Below are 25,204 nucleotides of genomic sequence, written 5' to 3' on the forward strand. Positions count from 1 at the left end.
TTTACAGTCCTCCGAGGAAGATGCCGGCAATAACTAAAATCAGGCATACGGGCACAAAGACATACTGCATATAGGGGGCGTACCAAGTGCCGACCTTATGCTTGGCATGAAGGTTGATATCCTCAAGTATCCGCTGTGCTCCATATACCCAAAAGATGACAAAGGCTGCCGTAACCGCAGCGAGCGGAAAAATGATGATGGCGATGGTGTCGGTAAAGGTGCCGAATACCCTCATGTCAAAGTTGAGGGGGACGGCGATACCGGCTGCTAACACGGTGATAATAATCGCAGCTTTTTTTCTGCTGATTCTAAATTTTGACATCAGCGACTCGACCGGTACTTCCAACATAACAATCGAAGAGGTGAGGGCTGCGAACATTGCGCAGAGAAAAAAGAGGTTACCGAAGATATAGCCCGCCGGCATGTGTGCGATAATGTTAGGTACGGCAATAAAGAGGAGCGCGGCTCCCGCCTGCGGATTGATTCCAAGCGAATATGCGACCGGAACGGTAAACAGGGCGCACATTATCGAAGCAAGAAAATCCAAGCCTGCCGTTTGGCGGGCGGTACGGGGAACATCGGAACCCTCCGGCATATAGCTTCCATATACAAGCATTGCAGCTCCGCCGAGACTGAGGGTAAAGAATGCCATCCCCAGCGCATATATCCAGATTCTGAAATGACCGAATACTTCCCACTTAGGCCTCAGCATTATGGCAACTCCGCGTAACGCTCCCGGCAGGGTGAGCGCACGGATAACCATCACGGTAACGACGATGTAAAAAGTTGCCATCATCACGGTGGTAAAGCGTTCGATACCTTTTTGAATGCCGAGACTGACGATCAGTGCTGTTGCAACAAGGGCTGCGAGCGTCCACGGAATATTGGCGGGAGTTCCTGCAAAGGATTCGAAAAAGGAGGGCTGCATCGTTGGAAATGTGTTGGTAATCGCCAATACAAGATAGCGCAGTATCCATCCGATGATAACGGTGTAGAACGATAAAATTCCGATAAGAGCTACGACCGGAAACCAACCGACGGCACGGAGTAGAGGATTCGCGGTTTTTCGCGTGATAACCGATTCAAAGGCGAGTACCGGCCCCTTACGCATCTTGCGTCCGAATGCATATTCTCCCATCAGCCCAAAGGCGGAAAAGCAAAATAAAAAAATGAGGTACGGAATAAGAAACGTGATGCCGCCGAACTCCACTAAGCGGGCGGGAAACATCCAAATATTCGCCAATCCCATTGCCGAGCCTACGCAGGCAAGGAGCATTCCGATGTTTGTTTTAAAAAGTTCTCGTTTTTGTTTCATCCGTAACCTCAATCGGGTAAACACATCAGGCAGAGTCAAATAAATTCTACATAATAATATAGGCAATGAGACCATTTGAGCCGCGAAGTGGTTCAAATTTGGTTGAACAGCCTATATTATTATGCAGGGATAGTCAAAAGCAGCCCGATGCGTTTACCTTGCTTCTTTAAAAGCGGCGCCTACCGCATTCATATCCTCGATAAACCGGGGGTAGGATATTTTTACGCAATCAAAATCTTCTATACAAGAGGTTTCGGAAGATTTTTCGGTATTTTCTCTTGTTGTGTTCGATTGTTGTCCGCTGTGATAACGTGCGGCAATTCCGCAGGCTGCGACGGCGAGCATCATCGCGATGCGGTGGTCGCCGCGGCTCCGTACCCGTGCGGGATGGAGTTTTTGTCCGCTGCTGCCGTTTACGGTGCTGCTGTTCCCGCCGCTGCCGCCGATGCGGAGAAAATCTTCCCCTTGGGTGATATCCGCTCCGAATTTTGCGAGTTCTTCCGCCGAGGCAGCAAGCCGGTCGCATTCTTTAAAGCGGCATACACCCGCGTTGAACAGCAGTGTTTCTCCCGTACAAAACACGGCGGCAGCGGCGAGGATGGGAACCGCATCGGGGATATCACTACAGTCGAAGCGTCCGCCTTTTAATTCGCCGGATATGGGAAACACCGAAACCGTGCGGCGCTCCGTATCGCAGCGGATGTCCGCTCCCATCGCTTTAAGGATGGAAAGCGCCTGCGAATCCCCCTGCGTGTCTGCGGGGTCGAGGTTGGTCAGCGTAAGCGCCGCATTGCAGATGACGGCTGCTGTCAAGGGAAAGAGGGCGGACGACCAATCGCCCGGTATTGTTTGTTTAAAAGCATGATAGCGCTGTCCGCCTGCAACCTCAAAATAACAGTCACCACGGTTTAGTACCTCGATACCGGCGATGCGCAGCCAAGCGCAGGTCATCCTGAGATACGGACGTTCCCCGGCATTGTTAAAGGTAATGCGGCTCATTCCGTTTAAAAGCGGCGCGGCAAGGAGAAGCCCCGTTACGGGCTGAGAAAAGGGGCCGTCGAGTTGATATGCTCCGGCCGGCAGCGGGCCGCAAAAACGGAGCGGCGGAACTTCCATGCTGCCTGTATCGTTTTTAACGCTTGCCGCCGAGTACGGGATGCCCGCTTGCCGGTATACCGAAAGGAGCGGTTCCACGGGGCGGCTCCGAAGGGATTCATCTCCGGTGAGACACACCGGGATATCGGCGGCGGCAAGAATCATGCCTAAAAAGTAGAGGAGGGAACCGGAATTGCCGAGGTCGAGGACGAGTTCTGTTGGTTTGTCACTTTGCTCGCTGTGTCCGATGTTTGTGCCAGTTGCATCGCGCTCTGCGGAGGCGAGGAGACCGCCGGATGGCGGCGTAACTTTGAGTACAAGCGGATTATTCGATACTTCCGTAATGGTAACGCCAAGCTGACGCAGTACCTGCACGGCGCTTTCCATGTCTCCGCTGATAAGGGGTGCGGTAATAAACGAAGTATCGTCCGCTAAAGAGGCGCAGATGAGGGCGCGGATCGTATGGCTTTTGGAAGAAGGCGCCGTCATTGTTCCGCAAAAAGACGGCGTACTTACTCTGAGATTCATTATGATACAGTTCGTTCCGTTATTCAGCGACGAGTTTTTGTTTAAGTCTTTATATTATAATGACTTAAACAAAAACATCGCAAATTAAATCTAAGGAAAACCTCTAAGTTGTTTTTTTTGTTCGGGGCTTTTTTACCGCCGCTTTTTCGGTTTTTGTATCGGTCGTCTCTTCTGCAGCAGGCTCAGTCGCTGCTGTTCTTTTTTTGCTTACAGCGGACTTGGCTCTTGCAGGAGCCTTCGTGTCCGCAGCAGACTTAGCAGATGCAGCTTTTTTTGCCTTGGTGCTTGTAGCGGGTTTTGTTGCATCTGCTCCTTCTTCGCCTGCAATAGACTTGGCGCTTGCCCTTTTTTTTGTCTTGGTACTGCTAACGGGTTCTTCTGCATCCGCGGCGGATTTGGAAGCTCTGCTTGTTTTTTTTGCCGAGGATGTCTTCTTGGGTTTTTGTTCAGCGTTTTGCTCTGAGGCAGGCTGATCGGTTGTGCCGGTATCCTGCAAGAGGGCTTGTTCAAGCGCCTCGACACGTTCCGACGTTTCGTACTGTTTAAGCTGTACAACCTGCGCTTGTGCCTGCTCGAACCGTTTTGTGTTGCGGTACACACAGGCAAGATCGTAGTGTAGGTCGGGACTTTCAGCAAAGGATTCAAGCCCTGCCCGTAACGTTACCTCCGCACGGGCATAGTCGCCTTTTTGAACGGATATGGATGCAATCAGCTGATATATCCGGACGGACGGCTGAATATCGAGCGCCTTAACCAAACCGTCATCGGCTTCGTTGAGGAGGAAGAGCGCATAGTCGTTTTCAGCCTTATCGGTGAGAAGCTCAGGATTTTTCGGATCAAGTTTTAATGCCTTATAGTACCACTGCTGGGCTTCTTCGCGGGCATCGTCGTCGGCAAATGCATTCGCTAAGGCGTGGAACGCAGCTGCCCGATTCCGTTCTACCGCGAGGTCGGCAGTTCCGTTTTCAATATCGAAGAGCGGCAGGCACTTTGCAAGCTGTCCTTTCCTGCGTTGTACTTCAAGGTAGTTTACCAACAGGGATACCTCATCGGGCAGCAGTCTGCGCGCTTCCGCAACTGCCGCTTCCGCCTGTTCAATATCGTTTTCGCTCAATGCTGCTAATGCACGTAAATTATGTACCCAACCGTTTTGAGGATCGGCGGCAAGCGCTTGTTCCAATACCGGTTGATATTTTCCATTACTTAAATAGAGCGCTTCCGCTAACCGGAACTGATATAATCCGTATTCGGGTTCAAGGTCACACGCTTTTTTAAATGCTTTGACCGCCTCTTTCGGTTCATCTGTTTTGAGCAGCAGTCCGTACAGGTACCAGTCCGCGGAATCTTCCGAACCTTTTTTGCACGCCGTTTTGAATTTGAGTAAGGCATCATCGTATCTGCCCACTGCGTAAGCATATTTTCCGGCAATCGAAAGCGTTCGGGGATCATTCGGCGCTATACGTTCCAGTATCGTAATAACTTCCGCAAGGTCATCGTAGGCTTCCTGCTGTAAAAACGCGCGCGCAGCCTGCATATATGCATCTACCGCTTCCGGCTTTTTCCCGCAATCGTAGAGTTCATTCGCCTGATGGAAGGCAAAAAGCCCCTGATCGGGATTGATTGTAAACGCCCGCCGATATGCTTCAGCCGATTCTTCGTGCTTTCCCAAGGCATGGAATAAATGTCCTTCAAGGTTTGAAAGGAATGAGGATTGCGTCATCATCGGCTTCGGAACTTTTTGCAGTAAACGCTGCAAATCTTCGTACCGTTCAGCCCGATAGTAAATGCCGCCGAGCTCCGCAAAAGCTTCCTCGTTGGAGGGATTCGCTTCCAAGACCGATTGAAATTCCCGCTCGGCTTCGTCAAGCATCCGTTGCGCAAAATAAATGCGGCCTGCCAGTATCCGATCCGCTTCTTCCGGCTCCTTTAACCGCGCTGCAGCCCGGAGCTGGAGCAGGGCAGGAACATACCGCCCCATCGCATAGAGCGTTTTTGCAAGGCTGATGCGGGCATCCGGCGGCACCGCAGAAAATTCGTTCGCTTCCGTATATGCCGTTTCTACCGTCATCGGGATGGAGTTTAACGAAAAGCGGGAAAGCTGCGCGGTAACCTGCGGGTAGGTTTCCCAGTTTTGAATTGCAAAGGCAATTTTTCCCGCTGCCTGAATGGTGTCATCCTCGCAGCAGGCAACCCAATGGCCGTTTATCAAAATAGTGATAGTCGTATTATTCGCGATCAGTTTGATTGAGTACGCACGTTTTGTATCCGTCTCTTCTTTATGATTTGAATGGTCTGAATAGGAATGATCTGGATCGGAGTGATCTGAACCATGATGATCGGCATCGGAATGAGCGGAATCGGGGATTTTTATCCAGCCTAGGAGGGGCATCGGAGTGCTGTTGACGACTGCATCGAGCCGTACCCATCCCGCATCAGAGATCATCAGTGCGTAAAAGGTACTCTGGCTGATATAACGGAACAGGATTCCGGCAGCGAATCCTCCCGCCTTATCGGTCGGTGTGTCCTGTCCGTCCGGCTTTTTTGCCGGCTCCCGTAAACGGATATCGGCTTCGATAATCACATCCTTATAGCGGAATACCGGATTTACCGTCCACGCATAGAGATGCTTCCGCTGCGCTTCGAGCGTCAGTCCTCCCGTATTGTTTCCGGCAGGCTCAGGCGGCGTAAAGGCAACTGTATATCCGTCACCCGTTTCGGCAGCAAACCGGCAGTTTTCAGGCTTGGAAAAATTGGCCTGCCACTGTTCTTCAACGATTTCTTCATAATCAATCGGAATTTCTTCTTTAGGCTTCCGCAGATTTTTAATCTTACTTTTAAAATAATCGATGTAAAGTTTGAACATCCCCATACATTAAAAATAGCGAAAAAGAGAAAAAAAGTCTATCGAAGAAATAAATCAGAGCAATCCCAGCAGTTATTTTTATTGGTAAATGCCTTTCATGTAAAACTTGGTCCGGTGTTTAAGTTCTAATATTTCTCAATATATTTTGCTAACAAGCGAGGTGTAATAAAAAGAAATGTACTGCCACAAGACGGAAGCCGGTCATTCCTTTTTGTTTTCTATCATCCGGTACCGGACATATTCCTTTTTTAGGAAACCTCGGGAATGGCGAAAAAGTAATAACTTTTGAGCCATCCCCTTATCAGTTAAAATTCAACTTTAGGTGCCGTTGCTGCTTGCTCATCAGCCTTAAAATATGCCTTTTCTCTAAAGCCGAACATATTGGCGAGAAACGCCTGCGGGAAACGCCTAATCTGTAGATTATATGTCTGTACCGCCTCATTGAAACGCTTCCGTTCTACGGCAATGCGGTTTTCGGTTCCTTCAAGCTGGCTTTGCAAGTCGCGGAAGTTTTCATTCGCTTTCAATTCAGGGTAATTTTCCGCAATGGCAAGCAGCCGCTGCAGTGCCCCGCCTAACTCGTTCTGTGCTTTTTGGAATTTTTCAAACGATTCGGGATTGTTGAGTACTTCGTCCGAAACATTGATAACGCCGCCTGCTCTGGAGCGCATTTCCGCAATTTCGGTAAAGACTTTTTCCTCATGGCTTGCATAGCCTTTTACGGTGTTAACAAGGTTGGGGATTAAATCAAAACGGCGCTGGTATACGTTTTCTACCTGACTCCATGCCGCTTTAACGTTTTCATCCGCCGCTACCATCGAATTATACGAACGGGTTACACAACCGTACAGCGAAAAAATAATCAGCACAATAATGCCGAGAATAATGAGTCCTGTTTTTAATCCTTTGCTCATAACCGGATGCTCCTATCAAAAAATTTAAAGTATTATTTGGCACACTGATGCATGCCAAATAATCAACGGCGAAGTATAGAGCATTTAGCGAAAAGAAACAACGTTCCGAAGTCTATAAGTGTAGGGCTTCAGCATGAAAGAAAGGCTGTAACGGCAGACGGTTTCGCCGGTACAGGAGGAAGACTGTACAGTTAAGAGGGATTCCGAAGGAGATTGGGAGGAGCTTGAATTTGCTGGGGAATAAGCAAATAGCTTTCAAATTGCATTTTAAGGAATAATCTGTTTGCATAATCAACAACCCCGACGCAAGCGTCGGGGTATTAAACCCTCCGCACGAACAAAAGTAATCCACGCTTGACATTCTCATCTGGTTTTAGTAACATTGTTATTGATTGATAGAAGAGTTATTATAGATATGGACAACTATACGGAAAAAATATTAGCCGATAAGGATGAACTCAACACACGGGCAAAGATTTTGCGCGCTGCAAAACAGGAGTTTTTTACCAACGGCTTTGCAGATACTAACGTGCGTGCCATTGCAGAGAAAGCAGGGGTTACAACAGGGGCGCTGTATAATCTTTTTGATAATAAGGACGGCATATTCGAAGCTCTTGTAAGCGGTGTGTTCGATGAATTTTTAGCCATCGTGACGCATCACGATGGATTCGATGCTGAAAATTTTGGAATGAAAACGAGCGACCTTTCCGCAATTACAGAACTATCGCAACGACGGTTTTTACGAATGATAGATTTTTTTTATGATAATTGGGATGCGATGAAATTGATTGTCTGTTGTTCGAAGGGAAGTTCCTACGAGCATATTTTCGATAAGGCAATCGATATAACTGAAAACGACACCTTTCGATTATTGAAACTCGACGGCGTTAAAATGTCACGGCGCATACGGTTTTTTATTCATGTCATGGTAACGTCTCACTTTGAAAATTTAAAAGAAATTTTTTATCATAATTTAAAAAAATCGGAAGCAGTGGAATATGTGCTCGACTTTAACATATACCATTGTGCCGGCTGGAAACAATATTGGATGGAACAAGTAAAGGGCTAAAGGTTAATGGAATAAACATTTTTGAAAATAGGTGGAGCAGATGCAAGGCGCAAGCAAAAATTAACCGGAGCCGTACTTTGTGTACGGTGAGGATTAATTTTTGTGAAGCAACGCAGCAGATGCCCGCATATTTTCAAAAAATAAAGGAGTTTATTTTATATGGATACATATAAAAGGTTGTTTAAATATACGCCGGAGAAAATACACTGTGCGTATATTTCGGTGGTGTGCGCTACGCTGGGAGTTGCTTCTCAGATGGGGGCATTTTGGTTTTTATGGAAGTTCTTGTACGCGCTTTTGGTTACCAAAAACGTTACGGACGGCTCGATGTACGCAACGGTGATTGTTTCGCTGTTGGCAGGCTATTCGGTTGTATACTTTTGTGCTGTGTGGGCGTCGCACGTGCTTGGGTTCAGGCTTGAATCGAATTTACGCAAAACGGCAATCAACCATTTGATGAATGCATCGTTTGCCTTTTTTGATATGAACCCGTCGGGAAAAATACGGAAGCTCATTGACGACAATGCACAGGAGACGCACATGCTGGTTGCGCATTTAATTCCCGATAATATTTCCGCATTGTTTACGCCGATTTTTATGTTTATCATTGTATTTGCAGTCGATGTAAAACTCGGTCTTTTGTTGCTTGCCGTTGCTCTTATCGGCGGTGCGCAGATGATGTTTATGATGGGCAATAAAGATTTTATGCGGAAGTATCAAGCGGCGTTGGAACGGATGAATGCCGAAGCAGTTGAATATGTCCGCGGTATGCAGATTGTAAAAATCTTTAGAAGCACGGTTGAATCTTTTAAAGCGTTTTACGAAGCAATTACCGGCTATTCCGATTTAGCATATAAGTACACGCTCAGTTGCCGTACGCCGTATGTGCTGTTTCAGGTGCTGTTTAACCTGTTTGCGGTATTCACCATTCCTGCTGCTATTTATTTTATGAACAAGGGGGCGGACGCTAACCTCATCATTGCAAAGCTCGTCTTTTTTGTCTGCATCGCCGGTGTGCTTTTTTCGGCATTTATGCGCGTGATGTATGTCGGTATGTATAACTTTCAGGCAAAAAGCGTTGTAGATAAACTCGAAAATCTTTTTGCAGACATGGAAAAGGATAACCTTGAACACGGTACGGAAGAAACCTTTGAGAACTTCGGTATTGAATTTAAAAACGTATCGTTCGGTTACACGGAAGAAAAGATTTTAAATGATGTCAGTTTTACCTTGGAACCGAATAAAACCTATGCACTGGTCGGCTCATCGGGCGGAGGAAAGAGTACAATAGCAAAATTGATTTCGGGTTTTTATAAAATAAATTCAGGTGAAATTTTAATCGGCGGAAAAAATATTTCGTCATATTCACGGAATGCGCTGATGCGCAGTATCGCCTTTGTATTTCAAACCTCGAGGCTCTTTAAAACAAGTATTTTTGAAAACGTCAAAATGGGGAATAAAAATGCAAGTGATGAAGAGGTGATGAATGCGCTTCGGCTTGCCCGCTGCGAAGATATTTTAGCAAAATTCCCCGAACGTGAAAAAACGGTTATCGGTTCAAAAGGTGTACACTTATCCGGCGGAGAAATTCAGCGTGTTGCGATTGCCCGCGCAATTTTGAAAAATGCAGATATCATTATTCTGGACGAGGCATCCGCCGCTGCCGACCCTGAAAACGAATACGAAATTCAGCAGGCGTTTTCCAATTTGATGAAAAACAAAACGGTTATTATGATTGCGCACCGGTTAAGCTCGATTAAAAATGTCGATGAAATTTTGGTTGTCGAAGACGGAAATATCGCTGAACGCGGCAGCGATGCGGAGTTGATGCAGAAGGGCGGAAAATACAGCCGATTGCAAGGTTTATACTCCAAAGCGAATGAATGGAGGGTCTAGCCTTTTGAGAATAGGCGGAGCAGATGCTAGGAACTTAGCCGAAATAAAGCGGAGACGTATTGTTATACGTTGAGCATTTATTTCGGCGTAGTGACAACGCAGATGCCCGTATATTCTCAAAAGAGTTGGAAGGAAAGAGATTTTTCCTAATTAGGGAGTTATATATGACTAAATTACAAAAATGGTTCGGGGTAACCGAATCGGGGGCAAAAGGGATTGTTACGGCATCGGTATGGTCGATGCTTGCGGATGTCGCATTTATTCTACCGATGTTTGTGATGATGTTTTTTTTGCAAAGTTATTTTGACGGGACGCTGCAGTCGGCGGGATTTTATATCGGTATTATTGCTGCCCTTGCAGTTGTGATGTATGTGCTTGTGCATATCAATTACAATACGCTCTACACCGCGACATTCAAAGAATGTAAAGAACTGCGCGTGAATATTGCAGACCGGCTCAAGGCGCTGCCGCTTGCGTATTTTTCCAAACACGATGTTTCCGACTTATCACAAACGGTGATGACTGATGTTGCTGCAATCGAACATGCGCTGAGCCACGCAATTCCGCAAACAATCGGTCTTGTGTTCTATTTGACTATACTTGGCGTCGTGATGATTGCAGCCCATCCGGGATTGGGCTTATGCGTATTTGTTCCGATTATTATCAGCTTTATTCTATTGATCTTGTCGAAAAAAATTCAGATACGGGAGACAACGCGGGACTTTCATAAACAGCGTGAGCGCACGGAATTTTTTCAAGAAGCGATAGAACTGCAACAGGAAATTAAAAGCTATGGGCTGACGGAAGACACGGCTGAAAAACTAAACCGCAATGTCGATGAAGCGGAGAAATTGCACTTAACTGTGGAAGCACATCAAGCGATCCCTCTCAACATTGCACTGCTGTTTTTAAAGTTTTCCATCGGCGTTACCGTATTTTTCGGACTCAAAATGTATCTTGCAGGAACAGCCCCGCTTTTGTATCTTATCGGATATATTATTGCCGCTGCCCGTATTGTAGATGCCGTTGCAGGTGTAGAAATGAATCTTGCAGAGCTGATGTATATCGATGCACGGGTCAAGCGCATCAATGAGCTGCGCGAAACAAAAACGCAGGAAGGCGAACCTGCTTCTTTGCAGCATTATGGTATTCAATTTAAAGATGTGGAGTTTTCGTATAACGATGGACAAAAGATTATCGACGGTATTTCGTTTACGGCGGAGCAAAATAAAGTTACCGCGCTTGTCGGGCCTTCCGGCTGCGGAAAAACAACCGTACTCCGGCTTGCGTCCCGCCTCTACGATTACAACAAGGGACAAATCCTCATCGACGGCAAAGACATTGCAACGATTGATACCGACAGCCTTTTCGATAAAATTTCGATTGTCTTTCAGGATGTCGGGCTTTTTAATACCTCTATTATGGAAAATATCCGCGTCGGAAATAAAAATGCCAGCGATGATGAGGTAAAAGAAGCTGCCCGTCTTGCCAACTGCGCCGAGTTTATCGAAGCGCTGCCGGACGGCTACAATACAGTCATCGGTGAAAACGGCAGTAGGCTTTCCGGCGGAGAGCGCCAGCGTCTTTCCATTGCCCGCGCCCTTTTGAAAAACGCACCGATTATCATCCTTGATGAAATCAGCGCCTCGCTCGATGTGGAAAACGAAATGAAAATACAGGAGAGTCTTAACACGCTCATCAAAGGTAAAACGGTGATTATCATTTCGCACAGATTAAAGTCAATCGAGAACGCCGATAAAATCATCGTAATGAATCAGGGCAAAGTTGATGCGGAAGGTACGCACGCAGAGCTGTTGCAAAAATCGGCACTGTACCGAAGTATGATTGAGAAGTCGGGGTTGACCGAACACTATACCTATTGAAAATATACGGCATATCTACTTCGCCGCTCGTTCAGCGAAGTACGTTCGTGTACTTCGCTGAGCACAAGTTTGCCCTTGCAAACTTGTAGCCCAAAAATGTACACAGATGTACATTTTTTTAGCGATGGCATCCATGCCGCTGATTTCATGCAGCAGGGAGTTCGCCTAGCGAACTCGTAGCCCAAGGATGCGCAAAGACGCTTGACACAAAGGTAAAAGTGCGTATAATAATGAATGAATTGTATGAAATATTCATTCATATCAACAACAGGATACAGAGATGGACGACAAAAAAGAACGGCTGACATCCGCAGCACATTCATTATTTTTAAAAAACGGCTATAAAAACACCAATATTGCTCAAATTGCAAAAAAAGCAGGTGTTGCCGTCGGATCATTCTATAACTACTATGCTTCAAAAGAAGATATATTTTTAGCGGTCTATATAGAAGAAAATGAGACGATGCGAAGTCATCTAATACAACAGATTGATTGGAAAGGGGATGTCGAGCAAATTATTGATGAGCTTTTCTCATACAGTTTTAAAAATATTATGAATAATAAAATTCTGATCGAGTGGAATAATGGCGCTGTTTCACAAATGCTGCATAGCTACTATTATTCAAAAACAGGCATAAAAAATAATTCTTTTCATCATTTTTTACAGAAAATTTTTACTAAATGGATGAGAGAACGAAGTCTCACTTCTGATGCAATCGAAAAAATATTAAAAGTATTTGATTTCATCTACTACATAGACTGTCATGTTACAGGGGATGAGTTTACGGGTTATGGCGAAGCGCTGCAAACATTTGTAAAGTATTTTGTCAAAGGTATTTTGTCGGAAGTCTCATCTAATACATAGCGGCTTAAGCCTTATTCTAAAAGATGAAATAGAATCCTGTGTTTTTTATATCAGAAAATGAATGAATTTTAAAATTTATTCATTCATACTTAAAAAGGAGATCTGTGTGCGCAACGGAGATAAAAATTATACGGCAAGTATTTTGGTTAATTGTTTAACTATGGGAAGAATACCGCTTTCTGTTTTGGCATATATACTCGTATCTGCAGAGGAAATCAAAATGCTATCGTATCTATTCCTATTTACGGCTATTGCCGCAAGCGATTTTTTTGACGGAAAAGCTGCGCGGGCATTCCATGTGCAAAGCAATCTTGGTGCGGCAGCAGATGTGTTTTGCGATTTTTTTTATATCATAACTTCTTGCTATGCACTCTATCGAAAAGGGTTATTTCCATTATGGATGATAGCACTCATTGCACTCAAGCTAGTGGAATTTATCATGACATCCCTAGCAATACAAAATAGAAACAGCTGTCGGCATATTTTTTGCTTTGATTATATTGGGCGATATATCGCAGTTGTTTTTTATGCATTGCCGTCAATGATTATCATCTTTGATCGATTTATGCCCGCATATATCTTTTATCGCACGTCATATGTGCTATACGTTACATTGTTATTTTTTTCTATTTTTTCAAGCATCAAACGAATCAGGCTACTAGCATAATGAACATTTTCTCAGATGATCTGTTTGTAAACAGTTCCTATTTTTCTGCTATTATTCGTGCGGGGGTAATACCCCGACGGTTGCGTCGTAACAAAGGGCATTAAAGCCGACTGTAACCACCTTATGAGAACAACATACCTACAGAGTAGATTAGTATAGCCTTTTATCGCATATACGACACTACAGGATATCTTTATCATTGAATATTTTATTCAACGTTCGTTTATATGAATTGATCAAATGTTTTCTGATCATTCGTTTTGCTTTATCGGGATCGTTCTTTTTAATTGCTTCTGCAATAGCAAGATGTTCATTAAATACGGTTTGCGCATCGATCGAATTATTGTACACGGATTTATTTTCAAAGCGGAGATAGTTATCCAAGATCAATTCCGTTTCTCTATAAAGCCACTTATTGTTTGTTGCCTTTGCTATTGCTCTGTGAAATGTATGATCCAATCGATAGAGTTTTATTCCGTCTCTTGTTTCCAGTTGATCTTCAAGATTCTGTAAGCAATTAAAAATATCTTTTACACTCTGATCATTTGCCCGTGCTGCTGCGAGGTATGCATTATTCTGTTCCGTTAATAACCGTATCTCTAAAATATCTTTGGCGATTTCATCGGTAACCGGAACAACTTTTACGCCTCTCCCTCGTGCAAAAGCAACATAGCCTTCTTTTTGTAATTCTAACAAGGCTTCCCGTACAGGCGTTCTGCTGATACCGAGCTCTTCGCATATTTCATCTTGCGAGTATATGGCTCCGACTCTAAACCGGTTAAATAAAACAGCATCTTTTATAAGTTCATAAGCTTGTTCTTTGTATGTCAAAGTTTTTACAACTACACCGCCTATCAAAGACTCTTTTTTATCAGACATATAATCTCCTTCCGGAATTTTCTTACTGTTTCTCTATTTCTCCGTTGAGTTCACTATCTACGTTGAACTCAAATTGACAATTGCAGTACGGAATAACTCTTCTTCTTTTGCAGCAGGATCAATACCTTTCGCACGCATGGACTGCGCAATCGATTCTACCGTTTCTGTAGCACGCTTTCTATCGTATCCCATATTGATAAGAGCGGTGATGATATCCTCAAACTCCGATTTTTTTGCCGTTTCCGTCCGGCCCGTATCGTGTAATCCGGTGAGTTGTCCTTTCAAAGCAAGCACCATCTTTTGCGCTGTTTTCTTGCCGATACCGGGGATGCTTTGCAGCCGTACAACATCCCCTGCCTCAAGAGCCGCTTCCAATGCTGCGCTGTCAAGACCGGAAAGAATTTTCAGCGCTTGTTTCGGGCCAATCCCGTCAACTTTTGTTAAATCCAAAAAAAGACTCCGCTCCGCCGGTGTTAAAAAGCCGAAAAGCCTCATCTGATCTTCCCGATGATAGAGCCATGTATAGACCCGTATCGTGCTCCCCGCAGCTCCGAATCGGTCTGCACTCAGGGCTGATACAAAAACTTCCCATTCAATGCCATTGGTTTCTATGTAGATGGACTCCGCCGTTTTACCGGTTAGCGTCCCGCTGATGCTGTTGAACATCTCTTTCTCCTTCTGAAATATATCCGAGAGAATCTCTTTTAGGGTGAGTTGCTATTCTGAAAACCGAACCGAAGACGCTCCCTTGGTGATTTCCGTAACAAGCTGAGCAAGCTCATTGCAATATTCAAGTGGAATTGACCCGCTCAGCCGGACGGTTTGTGCAAATTCCGTTTGTGCAAAGCTGATCGGCAGGTGTGCGGCGGCGCGGAGCAGCGGGTTGTGATTCTCATAGCTGCATTCGCAGGTGAACTCCGCTTTTTGAATAAGCGGCTCCGTGTGTACTTTAGCGAGCGCCTCTTTTGCCGCCGTAGAATAGGCTTTGACTAAGCCGCCTGTTCCCAATAGAGTACCGCCGAACCAGCGGGTAACGGTTACAAGAATATTGGTAATTCCGCTTCCTTTTAAGACGGCTAGAACCGGCTGTCCCGCCGTGCCTGCCGGCTCTCCGTCATCGCTGCAACCGAGTACCGCGCCGCTTTCACCGATAACAAAGGCGTGTACCACGTGCCGGGCATCGCGGTATTGGTCTTTTTGTCGCTTTACGGTCTCTTTAGCTTCCTGCGCATTGTCCGTATAAAACACCTCGGCGCGGAACACCGATTTTTTTACGGTTATTTCTGCGACAACGGCAGCTATGGGCATCGATGCTTCGGGGATAGATATCAATATGTCGGGCATGACCGCCGGTTTATCCGTTACTCCTGCGTCCGGCACTACAGTGGGTTCGTGTCGAGCGGTTTGCTCCCGGCTGCGGCTGAGAACTAGCATCCGGCGGCGCCTGTGTTAGCCTGCGCTCCGGTTTCCGTTTCCGGCAAGCAGTCGTGCCGGAGCTGTGCGGCACGTAGGGTGTTCCGCAACACCATCGCTACGGTTAAAGGACCGACACCGCCGGGAACCGGGGTAATCCAGCCGGCTTGTTCAGCGGCGCTTTCAAAGTCAACATCGCCGGTCAGCCTGTTGCCTTTGGGTGCAGTAGGATCGGGGACGCGGTTAATTCCCACGTCGATAACTGCGGCGCCTTTTTTTATCATGCTACCGGTAATGAGCGCCGGATGTCCCGCAGCCGCAATCAAAATATCAGCCTGCCGTGTCAGTGCGGCAAGGTCTTTCGTTTTACTGTGGCAGAGTGTAACGGTTGCATCCGCTGCAGTGAGCAGGGCGGCAAGTGGTTTCCCGACAATCGCAGAGCGCCCGACAATAACCGCATGAGCGCCGCTGAGCAGTATGCCATATTGCCGCAGTGCATACATAATTCCCTGCGGTGTACAGGGGATAAAGCCTGAACTACCGGTAAGCAATCGTCCCAAATTCTCCGGTGTAAAGCCATCGACGTCTTTAGCCGGATCAAGCGGCGCTAGTATCCGTTTGCTGTCCAGCGGGTAGGGAAGGGGCAGCTGAATTAAAATGCCGTCAACGGTATCGTCAGCATTCAGGTTTTGTACGCATGCTGCCAACTCCCGCTCACTTATTGTTTCGGAATACGGAATAATCCTGCTCTGCATTCCCGCTTTCTCCAATGCTCTCACCTTTGTTTTAATGTACACCTGCGAGGCGGGATCGCTTCCCGATGATACAATCGCGAGGCAGGGCTGCGGGTGCTTTTTACAATATGCGGCATTTTCTTGTGTTACCGCTTCGGTCAATGCTTCGGCTAATTTTTTGCCGTCTATAATCTGTGCCATAATCAAGTTCTCTTATTGTAGTATATTAAAATCGCTTTGGGAATATCCGGCGCATTGTATGACGGTCTTTTTTCTGGTATACTTGCCGAGTTATGAGCTGTGTTATATTTACCGGCGGCGGTACCGGAGGGCATATATTCCCCGGTATTGCCGTTGCAGAAGTGTTAAAAAAAGAAACAGGGATACCGATTATCTGGATAGGTTCCAATAACGGCACCGATCGATCGTATGTGTGTAGTGCTGATATTCCGTTTTACGGAATACCGGCAGGAAAGCTCCGACGATATTTCAGCCTCGAAAACCTCATCGATGTGTTTAAAATTATCGGAGGATTCTTCGCTTCGTTGATTATCCTGTTAAGGCTTAAGCCTCGCTTTGTGTTTTCCAAGGGAGGCTTTGTGTCAGTGCCGCCGTGCGTTGCCGCACGGTGTTTAAAAATTCCGGTTATTACGCACGAATGTGATTTTTCTCCCGGACTTGCCACAAAAATCAATATGCGGTTTGCCGATCAAGTACTCATCTCTTATGCAAAAACAGCTGAATTTTTTCCGGTTACCGTGCAGAAGAAGCTTGTCGTTACCGGAAACCCTGTTCGAATGCGTTTTTATGCAGCCGATGCGGAATCTGGCAAAGCTTTTATTCAATATACCGGTGATAAGCCGATCCTATTTGTACAAGGAGGAAGCCTCGGTGCACTCCAGATTAATGTATTGGTAGAGCAAACAATTTTATTTCTTGCGGAATCTTTTTTTGTTGTGCACCAAACCGGCGCTCAGCACCGTGCGCAAGGGGAACGGATTAAGCAGCGTCTAAAGGAAGAACGGCCGGATTTAAGCAGTTGCTATAAACCCTTCCCGTTCATCGTCGAGCAAATGCCCGATGTTCTTGCCGCTTCCGATCTCGTGATGTCGCGTGCAGGTGCTAATACTATCTGGGAAGCGGCTGCAGCCGGAAAGCCGATGCTCTTATTGCCGCTCGAAAAAGGCAGCAGCCGCGGTGATCAAATTGAAAATGCGGAATTTTTTACAGCGCAAGGAGCAGCTATTACACTTCATGCTAAAGATGCATCACCCACTGCGCTTTGCAGTGCATTAACTCATCTTGTAGAGAATCCGGAAAAGTTAAAAGCGATGGCTCAAGCCTCTTCCGCTCTTGCCGGAGAAAAACCTGCTGTTAAAATTGCCCGTCTATTACAACAATGGATGGCAAAATGAGCATCAATATACTTGATACCGTTCTATTGCTTTTCAGTATTATTGTCATCATAAAAGTTACCATCCGAGGTTTTATCGACGAGTTTTTTTCAATGGCTGCCTTTTTGCTTGCAATTGCCGTCGCCTTTTGGTTTTATCGCCCGCTTTCTTTGCACACAAAGGTGAGCGGACTTTCCCCGGCGGCGATGAAGCTTATCGCTTTTTTTATGATATTTATCGTAGTATTTATAGCGGTTAAACTTTTACAATTATTGATATCTGCCGTTTTCAATAATGAAATTCTCAATAGTCTTGATCATGCGCTCGGGTTTTTTTTAGGTGTATTTGAAGCATATATCGTGCTTATTATTATAATCGCTATCCTACAGCTTCAGCCGTTTTTTAATGTTGATGAGCTTATTGCCCACAGTATTGTTGTGCGAGTACTGGTACCGCTTCCGATAGATAGCGATAATGTCTTGCAGATGATCAGAAGCGGTATCTAAAGCGCAAAGTACCATGGCAACCGTACTGAAAATATTTGAACGGTTACTTGCCGCTTAGGGATGTTCCAAAAGTTGGTTACTTTCGGGACATCCCCGACGAGTTTAAAATTAAGTCTTTATACAGCAATGACTTAATTTTAAACATCGCATCTAAAACTTAAGGAAACTGTCCAAAAACTGTTTTGCAATCCGCTTTAGCGGATATGACAAATCATTTCCTTACAGAAAAAGCCGATAGGCTTTCAGTTTTTGGACAGCCCTATCATTTTTTTTGAGAAGGGCAACGCATCAGACGAATAAATATAAATAGCAAAATCAGGAGGTTGGACAAGCATTTGAACCATCTTCAACTGCTGTACATCCGTGTACAGCAGTTGAAGGCGAGTTTTATGCGTGCATAAAACATCGCTTCTGCATGGAACCACTGCCATCCATGGCAGCTCTGCTTGAACGGCCTCCTGATTTTGCGGGGAGATTAAAAAAATGATCTGATACGATTTGCCCTGAGAGAGGGTATATGTTTGAAAATGTACTCGGGCAACCGGTTATCCAGCTGCTCAGCGATGAATCACAGCACGGTAACGTACCACCGGCATTGCTTTTTGCAGGGCCGGAAGCAAGCGGTAAACTCACCGCCGCATTGGAAACAGCACGTATTCTTTCATGTGCTACAGACGGCAGTTGGACATGTACCTGTGAATCCTGCAAACGGCATAAAGACCTATCGGCAAGCGATCTGTTAATCCTCGGAACACGGGATACCGTGCTTGAAACGAAAGCAGCTGCCCGTGCGCTCTGCACCACAAAGACTGCGGCTGCACGGTACCTTTTTATCCGTGCCATACGCAAGCTTACGTCCCGATTTGATTCTCGGTTGTGGGAAACGGACGAACCGCGGTTTGTTAAGGCGGCGCCGATCCTTGCCGACATAGAGGAAGCTTTATCAGACCTTATCAGTCAATATGATAATATGGAAAACCTATCGGAAGAAGAAGCAAAAAAACTGGAAAAGCAAACAGTAAAAATTGCCGATTTCTGCCAAAAGCTACAAGAAGACTGTATGTATGACACACTTCCCGTTAATCAGGTACGCAAAGCTTCCGCATGGGTGCGTTTAATGCCGGTAGGTAAAAAAAAGGTACTCATTGTCGAAAACGCTGATAAAATGCAAGAATCTGCCCGAAACGCATTTCTCAAGATATTGGAGGAGCCTCCTGAATATGCAGTTTTTATTTTAACGACAACACGCAGAGCCGCTGTTATCCCCACTATTTTATCTCGCGTACGAACCTACCCGTTTATTGAACGGGAAGCTAAGCACCAACAGGCAGTAATCGAACGGGTATTTCGCGATACGCATTTTTGTGTGGCGCTATCTCCATCGCAACCGGTTCGTATCGTTTCATACTTGCAGAGTTTTTTACCGGTTGTCCCCGAATATTTTCGGGAAGCTGCCGCGGCCTTTTGGGAATATTGCTTAAATAGGGGCGAGCAACAAAAAAGACAATCCACAGTTCTTATTCAAAAACTTACGGCTTATCGGTCCGAACATCCGTCAACCTACGAACCGTCGATTACAGTTATACTGAAACTGCTCAATAATTGTAAACCGCGCCGAATATATATGCTTTTCTTAGAAGCGGCTATCGCTTTTTTGCAGGAAAGTATTCACACCGGCACATGCACGCCGCAGGAATTAGAGCAATACGCTGCTGTTTCTCGTTTTATCCACACGGCGATGCAGTCAGTCGATATTTTTAATGGTGCACCGCAAGCAGCACTGGAAACACTGAGCGAGCAGATTGCCTTTGCCTAAGGATGATCAAGGCAAGCATATCAAATTGGACATTTTAGATTTCCAGTGCAGGTTGCCTCGATGAATAGGTATCTGTAAAGAGGTCAGGGGGAGTTTTTAAAGATTCCCAAGCATTATAACCCGAAGGTGTTTGCCGGATTTACGCCTGCATAAAAATATAACGGATGCTTATCTTCAGGGAAGACTCCTTTCAACCGTTTAGCTTCTTCAACCAGTGCAGGAGCATCCTTAATCACGGTAGTCAGTGCATTGAGGTTCGCAAGATTTTTATTGATAATCAGTTCCGACTTGCGAGCAAGTCCCTGTAGTCGGCATGCAAGGTTGATGCCATAACCGACATAGTCGCGATATTTTAAGGCAGACGCTTCAGCAGATATCTCATACTTATATACTTTTTCCATTACTAAAGCACCGCCAAGCCCTAATTCGGGGTAGGGACTGAAAAGTTCTTCTCCGAGAAACTCGGTATAGGTTTGAAATACCATAATCGCTTCGCCTAATGTTGTCGGGGTTGTCTCGTCCCAAATAACTAAAGCACCGTCCCCAAGGAGCTTGTAGTATGAGCATCCGTATCCGAATTGATTTACACAGGATAAAAAGTTTGAAGTGAACGAGGTGATAAGCGAAAACACAGCCTTTTCATCATGTGAGCAAAGAAAGTTGCTGAATCCGCGTACGTCGACACAAAGGATAAGCGCATGAGGTTTTACGTCACCGACATATACGTTATCGAATATATCGACAGGCATCTTTTTCAAACCGGCAAGAGTTGATGCATCCAGCTCAACAGATCCGTTTTCAGCATTAGAAAATACAAGGTTATTAAGCGATACTGTATCCATTTGTACAAAATTTAACATATTTTATTCAAAAAGACAAGGTAAAAATATCTTGTCTTGAATATTTTTAATATTCCTCGCATATTAATAGGGGAGGAGTAATCATATATGCGCCGAATCGCTGTTTTTATGTTTCTGTTGCCTGTATTCTGTTCATGCTGTGTAGTTGCCGACTCACTGCAAGTTATTATTCCGGCTGTTGTAGAGGAAGATGCTGTCCCTATAGACGATGGCAATCTCCTTTTTATGGGAAGCAATCCTTATAGTCCTCCTCTCGTGCTCACTTTCGCAGGAGATCTTATGGCTCATACTGTGAATTTTAATATGAAGTCGTATGATTTAATATACACTGATGTCGAAAAAATATTACATAATGATGATTTAAGTTTTGTAAATGTTGAAACACCGGTCTGCGATGTACTACCGCTTTCGACCTACCCCAGTTTTAATGTGCATACACCTTATGTGCGTGCTGCTGTTCAAGCAGGGTTTGACGTATTGAGTCTCGCGAATAATCACACCAATGATCATGGTAAAATCGGTATTGATGGAACACTTACTGCGATACGGACAGTACAGAAAGAGCGCCCCACTTCCGGCATACTTCCTTCGTTTTTGATATTTTCCGGCTTAAAAGATTCCGAGAATGACCCTATACAGGTAACACCTCTTTTTTATAAGGGATGGAATATCCTATTTTGCTCCGTTACCGAAATTTTGAATTCCTACGATTCATCAAAAGCTCGGCTGTATTACAGTGCACCGACAAAGCAGGGGAGAGAGGCGCTCCTTTCAGTCATTAAAGAGGCACGCAACAGATATCCCTGCGATCTATTTGTCTTAGGGCTCCATCTCAATGAACCTGAATACGGTAGGATTGTTTCGAAAGCGAAGAAGGCGTGGTTTAAACAGCTTGGCGAAGCAGGAGTTGATATTATTTGGGCGCATCATCCGCATGTTATGCAGACATGGGAGACAATTACGGTCGAACGACCTGTACCTTTGCAAGAAGCCACCATGACCGATAACACAACCAATCAAAAAACTTCTGATACCGATATGGCAATTGATGCTAGACATACCGACATATCCGATGTGAAAGAAATCGTTGCCTCAGAACAGTGCAAGGTCTTTTGTATGTATTCTATGGGAAATTTTATTTCTGGGCAACGCTGGCATACACGGTATGATGATCCCGCATTCTATCGTGAATATACCGGAGACGCCGTATTGCTGCAATTAACATGTACGCGAAATAAAGCGGGTAGGGCGGATTTTTCGGTTTTGCCGCTGCTTATAACGCAATACAATGAATCGGCATATCCGGTTGTCAAGCGTTTTACACAGGAATGGCTAGATACGCTCAGCGAAAAAGAAAAGAATTATTTTACGAAGCGGCTTGAACTTATGGAGGCATATCTTCCGATAAATCTAACTACCGAATAAAACACGAGCTTTAGAGCCTTGCCGTTTTCAGTTATTATTCGTTCCGCGCCTTAGAAACAAAACGGGTACATTCGCTGATAAACTCAAGGTTGACGGTAGCAACCGGTCCGTTACGTTGTTTTGCAACGATCAGCTCGGTATCAGGGCTCTCGCGTTTTTCGCGATGTAAGAACATAACGACATCAGCATCCTGTTCGATTGCGCCTGATTCCCGCAAATTTGCAAGTGTCGGAGCTGTACCTTCAGCATCACGCCCTACCTGCGATAGCGCTATGACGGGAATATTAAGTTCGCGGGCGAGGCTTTTAAGCGATTGAGAAATTTCTGCAAAGCGTTCATGGCGCGGAATAGCGTTATTTTCCGAAGCGATTAAACCGAGGTAATCGATAAAGATAATCTTTACCCCCTCTTGCAAGCAGAGTTGCCGCGCCATCGCCCGTAAATCGAGCAGCTTCATATTGGGCATATCGACGATATAGAGCGGTGCTTCATAGAGTCTGCCTGCTGCATCTTGAATTTTTTGAAAATCGGCAAGCTGCAAATTCCCGGAACGGATTTTGGAAGAGGAAACTCGCGATTCCAGAGAGAACAGTCGATGTATCAGCTGCATATTTGACATTTCAAGCGAAAAGAAAGCGGAAGGTATTTTTTTTGTTACCGAAATATAGTCGGCAATGGTAAGTGCCAGCGCAGTTTTTCCGATTGAAGGGCGTGCCCCGATGATAATAAGTTCGGAATTTTGAAAACCGCTGGTAAGGCTATCTAAAAATTCAAAGCCGGAAGGAATCCCAGAAAACTCGTCGCGATGTTGTGTACGCGCTTGGATAATCTCGATTGCTTCCAAAATAAGATCTTTCGGTGTATGAAAGGTCGCCGATTGCCCCGCATCGGTTAAATCAAAGATATTCTTCTGTGCCTGTTCCAGCACGGAAGAGTATGCAACGGTTTGGTCAAAGACATCGGCATAAATCTGCTGCGAAACTCGTAAGAGTGAACGACGGATAGCAGCATCGAGGACAATTTTTGCATAATAGGCAACGTTTGCAGTGCTTGGGACGGTATCAGTGAGTGAGGCGATATAAGCCGTACCGCCTACAGAATCAAGCAAACCTTCTTGCCGCAGATGTTCGCTGATAACAAGAAGATCAACCCGATGACCCCCGTTATAAAGATCAACAACAGCTTGGAAGATTTTTTGATGGGCAATTGTATAAAAACTTTCCGCACGAACATACTGCAAAACCGTCCCGATAGAATCCGAGTCAAGCAAGATAGCTCCGAGCACAGCTTGTTCTGCTTCCGTATTATTCGGCGGTATTTTATCCTTTAATGAAGAAAGCTGTTTTATCATGTCTGACATTCTATTTTCCCTGATAATTTTTATATATGAGCATCTATAAAAACCGGCGAGTTTTTATAGATACCCTAAAAAATAAAAGAGAAGCCCCCTAATAGAACTTCTCTTTTATGATGGATGACACACCGTTTCCTTCTCTGATAAATCAATATAAGAGAAGTAGGCTATTCTTGCGTTTTGGCAGATTCTTCTGCTTTTACTTCTTCTTGGGTAGCTTCAGCTTGCTGTCCTTCAGTTGCTTCTGCCCGAGTCTCAGCTTCGTCCCCTTCATGGTGGCGGCGAGAGCGTTTCTCCGGTTTTGCCTCGGCCGTTTTTTCAGCCTCAGGCTGTGCCTCTACCACGATGGGAAGCACCGCAACAGCCGCTTCATACAGTTTGAGGGTCGCGTTATAATGCCCCACACTTTTAAAGGTAAGGCCGGGTAATTCAATACGCTTCCGTTCAATTTCGAATCCAAGTTTCTGCAGTTCATCGGAAATGGTTTGGTTGGTAACCGCACCGTACAGCTTCCCATTGGGACCTGCGGGCATTACGATAGTCAGTGTGAGGTTTTCAAGCTGCTCTTTTAAGCCTGCCGCATTCTGCCGTTTCACTGCTTTCCGCTGCTCTATCTCCTCTTTACGGCTTTCAAAATGGGCAAGGGTAAAAGAATTGCAGGGAACTGCTAAATTCCGCGGAAACAAATAGTTACGGGCATACCCTTTGGCAACGTCCTTAATATCACCCTCTTCTCCGAGGTGTTTGACATCTTCATTTAAAATTACTTTCATTTCAAGCTCCTTATAGGCGTACCGTTACAACGGTACATAATGATAAAACGATAGCTGACCGGTATTCCAGGAGTTGGAATCCGGCAGCAGACAATTTAAATACTCCTAAAAACCGTGTTTTTAGGAGTGTATCAACTCTTAGTCTACAACGTAAGGAAGTAACGCTAATGCGCGCGCACGCTTGATTTCAAGCGCAAGCTTACGCTGATGCTTCGCACAAGTTCCGGTAATACGGCGTGGTAAAATCTTTCCGCGTTCGGTAATAAAGCGCCGCAAAGAATCAGGGTCTTTATAATCGATTTTTGCCTTTTGCGAACAGAATCGACAAACCTTTTTACGGAAAAACATTTTTCCTTTTTTATTTACCTGGCGTTCTTCGTTTCCTCCTCCTTCGCGAGGATTTTCCTGTGTATTTGTGTCCGCTTCAACGGTATTCAGTGTCTCGTCCGACATGTTTTGTTCTCCTTAAAATGGAATATTGTCATAATTAGCATTATCAAAATCAGCTTCATAACCGTCATTAGCCGGTGACATATTTTGCCGAGCCTGATATGCCGAAGGCGCATTTGATCGCTGATATGCTTCCCGATTGCCGCTACTTGTCTGCTGACCGCTTCCGGAACCGCCTCCTAAAAGCTGAAGATTATTCGCGATAATTTCTACTTTACTGCGGGATTGCCCGTCCTGTTCCCATCGGTTTTGCCGAAGTTCACCGTCAACAGCAACCTGTTTTCCTTTCACAAGGTATTGGTTAAGCGCTTCACCCTGTCTGCCCCAAAGTACGATGTCGAAATAGTTTACTTCTTCAACCCATTCTTCACCGTTTTTCCGCCGTCGGTTAATTGCAATCGAAAACTTGCATACGGCAGCTCCTCCTTGAGTATATTTTAATTCCGCATCACGGGTAAGTCTGCCGACAAGTACGACATGGTTTATATCTGCCATCAATATCCTC

The 25,204-nt window shown here is 45.3% G+C and carries 22 protein-coding genes; 9 read left to right on the forward strand and 13 right to left on the reverse strand.

All coding sequences use genetic code 11. The features are described from left to right. Nucleotide 1 precedes the first annotated feature (1 nt). The 4 genes from E4N69_RS06365 to E4N69_RS06380 all read right to left on the reverse strand — a co-directional run bounded on the left by E4N69_RS06365 (nt 2) and on the right by E4N69_RS06380 (nt 6,715). A complete protein-coding gene (locus E4N69_RS06365; protein WP_253823294.1) occupies nt 2-1,315 on the reverse strand; it encodes a sodium-dependent transporter in 1,314 nt (437 codons plus the stop codon). Nucleotides 1,316-1,468: 153 nt separating this feature from the next. Beyond that, a complete protein-coding gene (locus tag E4N69_RS06370; protein WP_253823295.1) occupies nt 1,469-2,938 on the reverse strand; it encodes a 3-phosphoshikimate 1-carboxyvinyltransferase in 1,470 nt (489 codons plus the stop codon). A 103-nt stretch (nt 2,939-3,041) separates the two neighbouring features. Continuing rightward, the gene (locus E4N69_RS06375) at nt 3,042-5,801 is read right to left on the reverse strand and encodes a tetratricopeptide repeat protein (protein WP_253823296.1); all 2,760 of its coding nucleotides are present in this window, start codon (nt 5,799-5,801) and stop codon (nt 3,042-3,044) included. A gap of 305 nt (nt 5,802-6,106) precedes the next feature. Continuing rightward, nucleotides 6,107-6,715 (reverse strand): LemA family protein, encoded by a 609-nt coding sequence (locus E4N69_RS06380; protein WP_253823297.1) that lies wholly within the window; start codon nt 6,713-6,715, stop codon nt 6,107-6,109. Nucleotides 6,716-7,130: 415 nt separating this feature from the next. Between E4N69_RS06380 and E4N69_RS06385 the strand changes: the two genes are divergently transcribed. The 5 genes from E4N69_RS06385 (at nt 7,131) to E4N69_RS06405 (ending at nt 13,095) form a co-directional block, all read left to right on the forward strand. Then, nucleotides 7,131-7,784 carry a TetR/AcrR family transcriptional regulator gene (locus tag E4N69_RS06385; protein ID WP_253823298.1) on the forward strand — a complete coding sequence of 218 codons (654 nt, stop codon included), beginning with the start codon at nt 7,131-7,133 and terminating at the stop codon, nt 7,782-7,784. A 159-nt stretch (nt 7,785-7,943) separates the two neighbouring features. Beyond that, complete coding sequence (locus tag E4N69_RS06390; protein ID WP_253823299.1) at nt 7,944-9,680, forward strand: ABC transporter ATP-binding protein; 1,737 nt, start codon at nt 7,944-7,946, stop codon at nt 9,678-9,680. Between the two features lie 164 nt (nt 9,681-9,844). Then, nucleotides 9,845-11,563 carry an ABC transporter ATP-binding protein gene (locus E4N69_RS06395; RefSeq protein ID WP_253823300.1) on the forward strand — a complete coding sequence of 573 codons (1,719 nt, stop codon included), beginning with the start codon at nt 9,845-9,847 and terminating at the stop codon, nt 11,561-11,563. Between the two features lie 280 nt (nt 11,564-11,843). Then, nucleotides 11,844-12,428, forward strand: a complete 585-nt coding sequence (locus tag E4N69_RS06400; RefSeq protein WP_162663542.1) for a TetR/AcrR family transcriptional regulator — start codon at nt 11,844-11,846, stop codon at nt 12,426-12,428. A 106-nt stretch (nt 12,429-12,534) separates the two neighbouring features. Continuing rightward, entirely contained in the window at nt 12,535-13,095 is a 561-nt protein-coding gene (locus tag E4N69_RS06405; protein ID WP_230978130.1) for a CDP-alcohol phosphatidyltransferase family protein, read from the forward strand. Nucleotides 13,096-13,275: 180 nt separating this feature from the next. On the opposite strand, the gene E4N69_RS06410 is transcribed toward E4N69_RS06405, so the two are convergent. From E4N69_RS06410 to folD, 4 genes are all read right to left on the reverse strand, one after another. Then, nucleotides 13,276-13,974 carry a GntR family transcriptional regulator gene (locus tag E4N69_RS06410; protein WP_044016458.1) on the reverse strand — a complete coding sequence of 233 codons (699 nt, stop codon included), beginning with the start codon at nt 13,972-13,974 and terminating at the stop codon, nt 13,276-13,278. A gap of 57 nt (nt 13,975-14,031) precedes the next feature. Beyond that, complete coding sequence (gene ruvA, locus E4N69_RS06415) at nt 14,032-14,640, reverse strand: Holliday junction branch migration protein RuvA (RefSeq protein WP_253823301.1); 609 nt, start codon at nt 14,638-14,640, stop codon at nt 14,032-14,034. Nucleotides 14,641-14,691: 51 nt separating this feature from the next. Next, entirely contained in the window at nt 14,692-15,282 is a 591-nt protein-coding gene (locus tag E4N69_RS06420; RefSeq protein WP_371922379.1) for an IMPACT family protein, read from the reverse strand. Nucleotides 15,283-15,401: 119 nt separating this feature from the next. Then, nucleotides 15,402-16,322 carry a bifunctional methylenetetrahydrofolate dehydrogenase/methenyltetrahydrofolate cyclohydrolase FolD gene (gene folD, locus E4N69_RS06425; protein ID WP_253823303.1) on the reverse strand — a complete coding sequence of 307 codons (921 nt, stop codon included), beginning with the start codon at nt 16,320-16,322 and terminating at the stop codon, nt 15,402-15,404. A 92-nt stretch (nt 16,323-16,414) separates the two neighbouring features. On the opposite strand from folD, the gene murG reads away from it, so the two are divergent. From murG to E4N69_RS06440, 3 genes are all read left to right on the forward strand, one after another. Then, the gene (gene murG, locus E4N69_RS06430; protein WP_253823304.1) at nt 16,415-17,536 is read left to right on the forward strand and encodes an undecaprenyldiphospho-muramoylpentapeptide beta-N-acetylglucosaminyltransferase; all 1,122 of its coding nucleotides are present in this window, start codon (nt 16,415-16,417) and stop codon (nt 17,534-17,536) included. Continuing rightward, the gene (locus tag E4N69_RS06435; RefSeq protein WP_253713798.1) at nt 17,533-18,021 is read left to right on the forward strand and encodes a CvpA family protein; all 489 of its coding nucleotides are present in this window, start codon (nt 17,533-17,535) and stop codon (nt 18,019-18,021) included. Before murG ends, E4N69_RS06435 begins: the two co-directional genes overlap by 4 nt. A 517-nt stretch (nt 18,022-18,538) precedes the next feature. Further along, the gene (locus tag E4N69_RS06440; RefSeq protein WP_253823305.1) at nt 18,539-19,837 is read left to right on the forward strand and encodes a hypothetical protein; all 1,299 of its coding nucleotides are present in this window, start codon (nt 18,539-18,541) and stop codon (nt 19,835-19,837) included. 113 nt (nt 19,838-19,950) lie between these two features. On the opposite strand, the gene E4N69_RS06445 is transcribed toward E4N69_RS06440, so the two are convergent. Beyond that, complete coding sequence (locus E4N69_RS06445) at nt 19,951-20,697, reverse strand: hypothetical protein (RefSeq protein ID WP_230978131.1); 747 nt, start codon at nt 20,695-20,697, stop codon at nt 19,951-19,953. An 87-nt stretch (nt 20,698-20,784) separates the two neighbouring features. On the opposite strand from E4N69_RS06445, the gene E4N69_RS06450 reads away from it, so the two are divergent. Further along, the gene (locus E4N69_RS06450) at nt 20,785-22,122 is read left to right on the forward strand and encodes a CapA family protein (RefSeq protein WP_253823306.1); all 1,338 of its coding nucleotides are present in this window, start codon (nt 20,785-20,787) and stop codon (nt 22,120-22,122) included. A 34-nt stretch (nt 22,123-22,156) separates the two neighbouring features. On the opposite strand, the gene dnaB is transcribed toward E4N69_RS06450, so the two are convergent. The 4 genes from dnaB to ssb all read right to left on the reverse strand — a co-directional run bounded on the left by dnaB (nt 22,157) and on the right by ssb (nt 25,194). After that, a complete protein-coding gene (dnaB, locus tag E4N69_RS06455; protein WP_253713801.1) occupies nt 22,157-23,482 on the reverse strand; it encodes a replicative DNA helicase in 1,326 nt (441 codons plus the stop codon). Between the two features lie 161 nt (nt 23,483-23,643). Then, entirely contained in the window at nt 23,644-24,249 is a 606-nt protein-coding gene (rplI, locus tag E4N69_RS06460) for a 50S ribosomal protein L9 (RefSeq protein ID WP_253713802.1), read from the reverse strand. Between the two features lie 138 nt (nt 24,250-24,387). After that, nucleotides 24,388-24,702 (reverse strand): 30S ribosomal protein S18, encoded by a 315-nt coding sequence (gene rpsR / locus E4N69_RS06465; RefSeq protein WP_162663553.1) that lies wholly within the window; start codon nt 24,700-24,702, stop codon nt 24,388-24,390. A gap of 12 nt (nt 24,703-24,714) precedes the next feature. Further along, nucleotides 24,715-25,194, reverse strand: a complete 480-nt coding sequence (ssb, locus tag E4N69_RS06470; RefSeq protein WP_162663554.1) for a single-stranded DNA-binding protein — start codon at nt 25,192-25,194, stop codon at nt 24,715-24,717. Between the last annotated feature and the right edge of the window lie 10 nt (nt 25,195-25,204).

Source organism: Treponema sp. OMZ 906 (genome assembly GCF_024181185.1).
Lineage (GTDB): Bacteria > Spirochaetota > Spirochaetia > Treponematales > Treponemataceae > Treponema.

Excerpts from the sequence above, each read along its gene's own strand:
- rplI (WP_253713802.1), bottom strand. The coding sequence starts at position 24,249 with ATGAAAGTAATTTTAAATGAAGATGTCAAACACCTCGGAGAAGAGGGT.
- E4N69_RS06375 (WP_253823296.1), bottom strand. The coding sequence starts at position 5,801 with ATGTTCAAACTTTACATCGATTATTTTAAAAGTAAGATTAAAAATCTG.
- dnaB (WP_253713801.1), bottom strand. The coding sequence starts at position 23,482 with ATGTCAGACATGATAAAACAGCTTTCTTCATTAAAGGATAAAATACCG.
- E4N69_RS06390 (WP_253823299.1), top strand. The coding sequence starts at position 7,944 with ATGGATACATATAAAAGGTTGTTTAAATATACGCCGGAGAAAATACAC.
- E4N69_RS06420 (WP_371922379.1), bottom strand. The coding sequence starts at position 15,282 with ATGCCCATAGCTGCCGTTGTCGCAGAAATAACCGTAAAAAAATCGGTG.
- E4N69_RS06440 (WP_253823305.1), top strand. The coding sequence starts at position 18,539 with ATGTTTGAAAATGTACTCGGGCAACCGGTTATCCAGCTGCTCAGCGAT.
- E4N69_RS06380 (WP_253823297.1), bottom strand. The coding sequence starts at position 6,715 with ATGAGCAAAGGATTAAAAACAGGACTCATTATTCTCGGCATTATTGTG.
- E4N69_RS06365 (WP_253823294.1), bottom strand. The coding sequence starts at position 1,315 with ATGAAACAAAAACGAGAACTTTTTAAAACAAACATCGGAATGCTCCTT.
- murG (WP_253823304.1), top strand. The coding sequence starts at position 16,415 with ATGAGCTGTGTTATATTTACCGGCGGCGGTACCGGAGGGCATATATTC.
- E4N69_RS06395 (WP_253823300.1), top strand. The coding sequence starts at position 9,845 with ATGACTAAATTACAAAAATGGTTCGGGGTAACCGAATCGGGGGCAAAA.
- E4N69_RS06370 (WP_253823295.1), bottom strand. The coding sequence starts at position 2,938 with ATGAATCTCAGAGTAAGTACGCCGTCTTTTTGCGGAACAATGACGGCG.
- ssb (WP_162663554.1), bottom strand. The coding sequence starts at position 25,194 with ATGGCAGATATAAACCATGTCGTACTTGTCGGCAGACTTACCCGTGAT.
- E4N69_RS06450 (WP_253823306.1), top strand. The coding sequence starts at position 20,785 with ATGCGCCGAATCGCTGTTTTTATGTTTCTGTTGCCTGTATTCTGTTCA.
- E4N69_RS06445 (WP_230978131.1), bottom strand. The coding sequence starts at position 20,697 with ATGTTAAATTTTGTACAAATGGATACAGTATCGCTTAATAACCTTGTA.
- E4N69_RS06435 (WP_253713798.1), top strand. The coding sequence starts at position 17,533 with ATGAGCATCAATATACTTGATACCGTTCTATTGCTTTTCAGTATTATT.
- E4N69_RS06400 (WP_162663542.1), top strand. The coding sequence starts at position 11,844 with ATGGACGACAAAAAAGAACGGCTGACATCCGCAGCACATTCATTATTT.
- E4N69_RS06385 (WP_253823298.1), top strand. The coding sequence starts at position 7,131 with ATGGACAACTATACGGAAAAAATATTAGCCGATAAGGATGAACTCAAC.
- E4N69_RS06410 (WP_044016458.1), bottom strand. The coding sequence starts at position 13,974 with ATGTCTGATAAAAAAGAGTCTTTGATAGGCGGTGTAGTTGTAAAAACT.
- rpsR (WP_162663553.1), bottom strand. The coding sequence starts at position 24,702 with ATGTCGGACGAGACACTGAATACCGTTGAAGCGGACACAAATACACAG.
- folD (WP_253823303.1), bottom strand. The coding sequence starts at position 16,322 with ATGGCACAGATTATAGACGGCAAAAAATTAGCCGAAGCATTGACCGAA.
- ruvA (WP_253823301.1), bottom strand. The coding sequence starts at position 14,640 with ATGTTCAACAGCATCAGCGGGACGCTAACCGGTAAAACGGCGGAGTCC.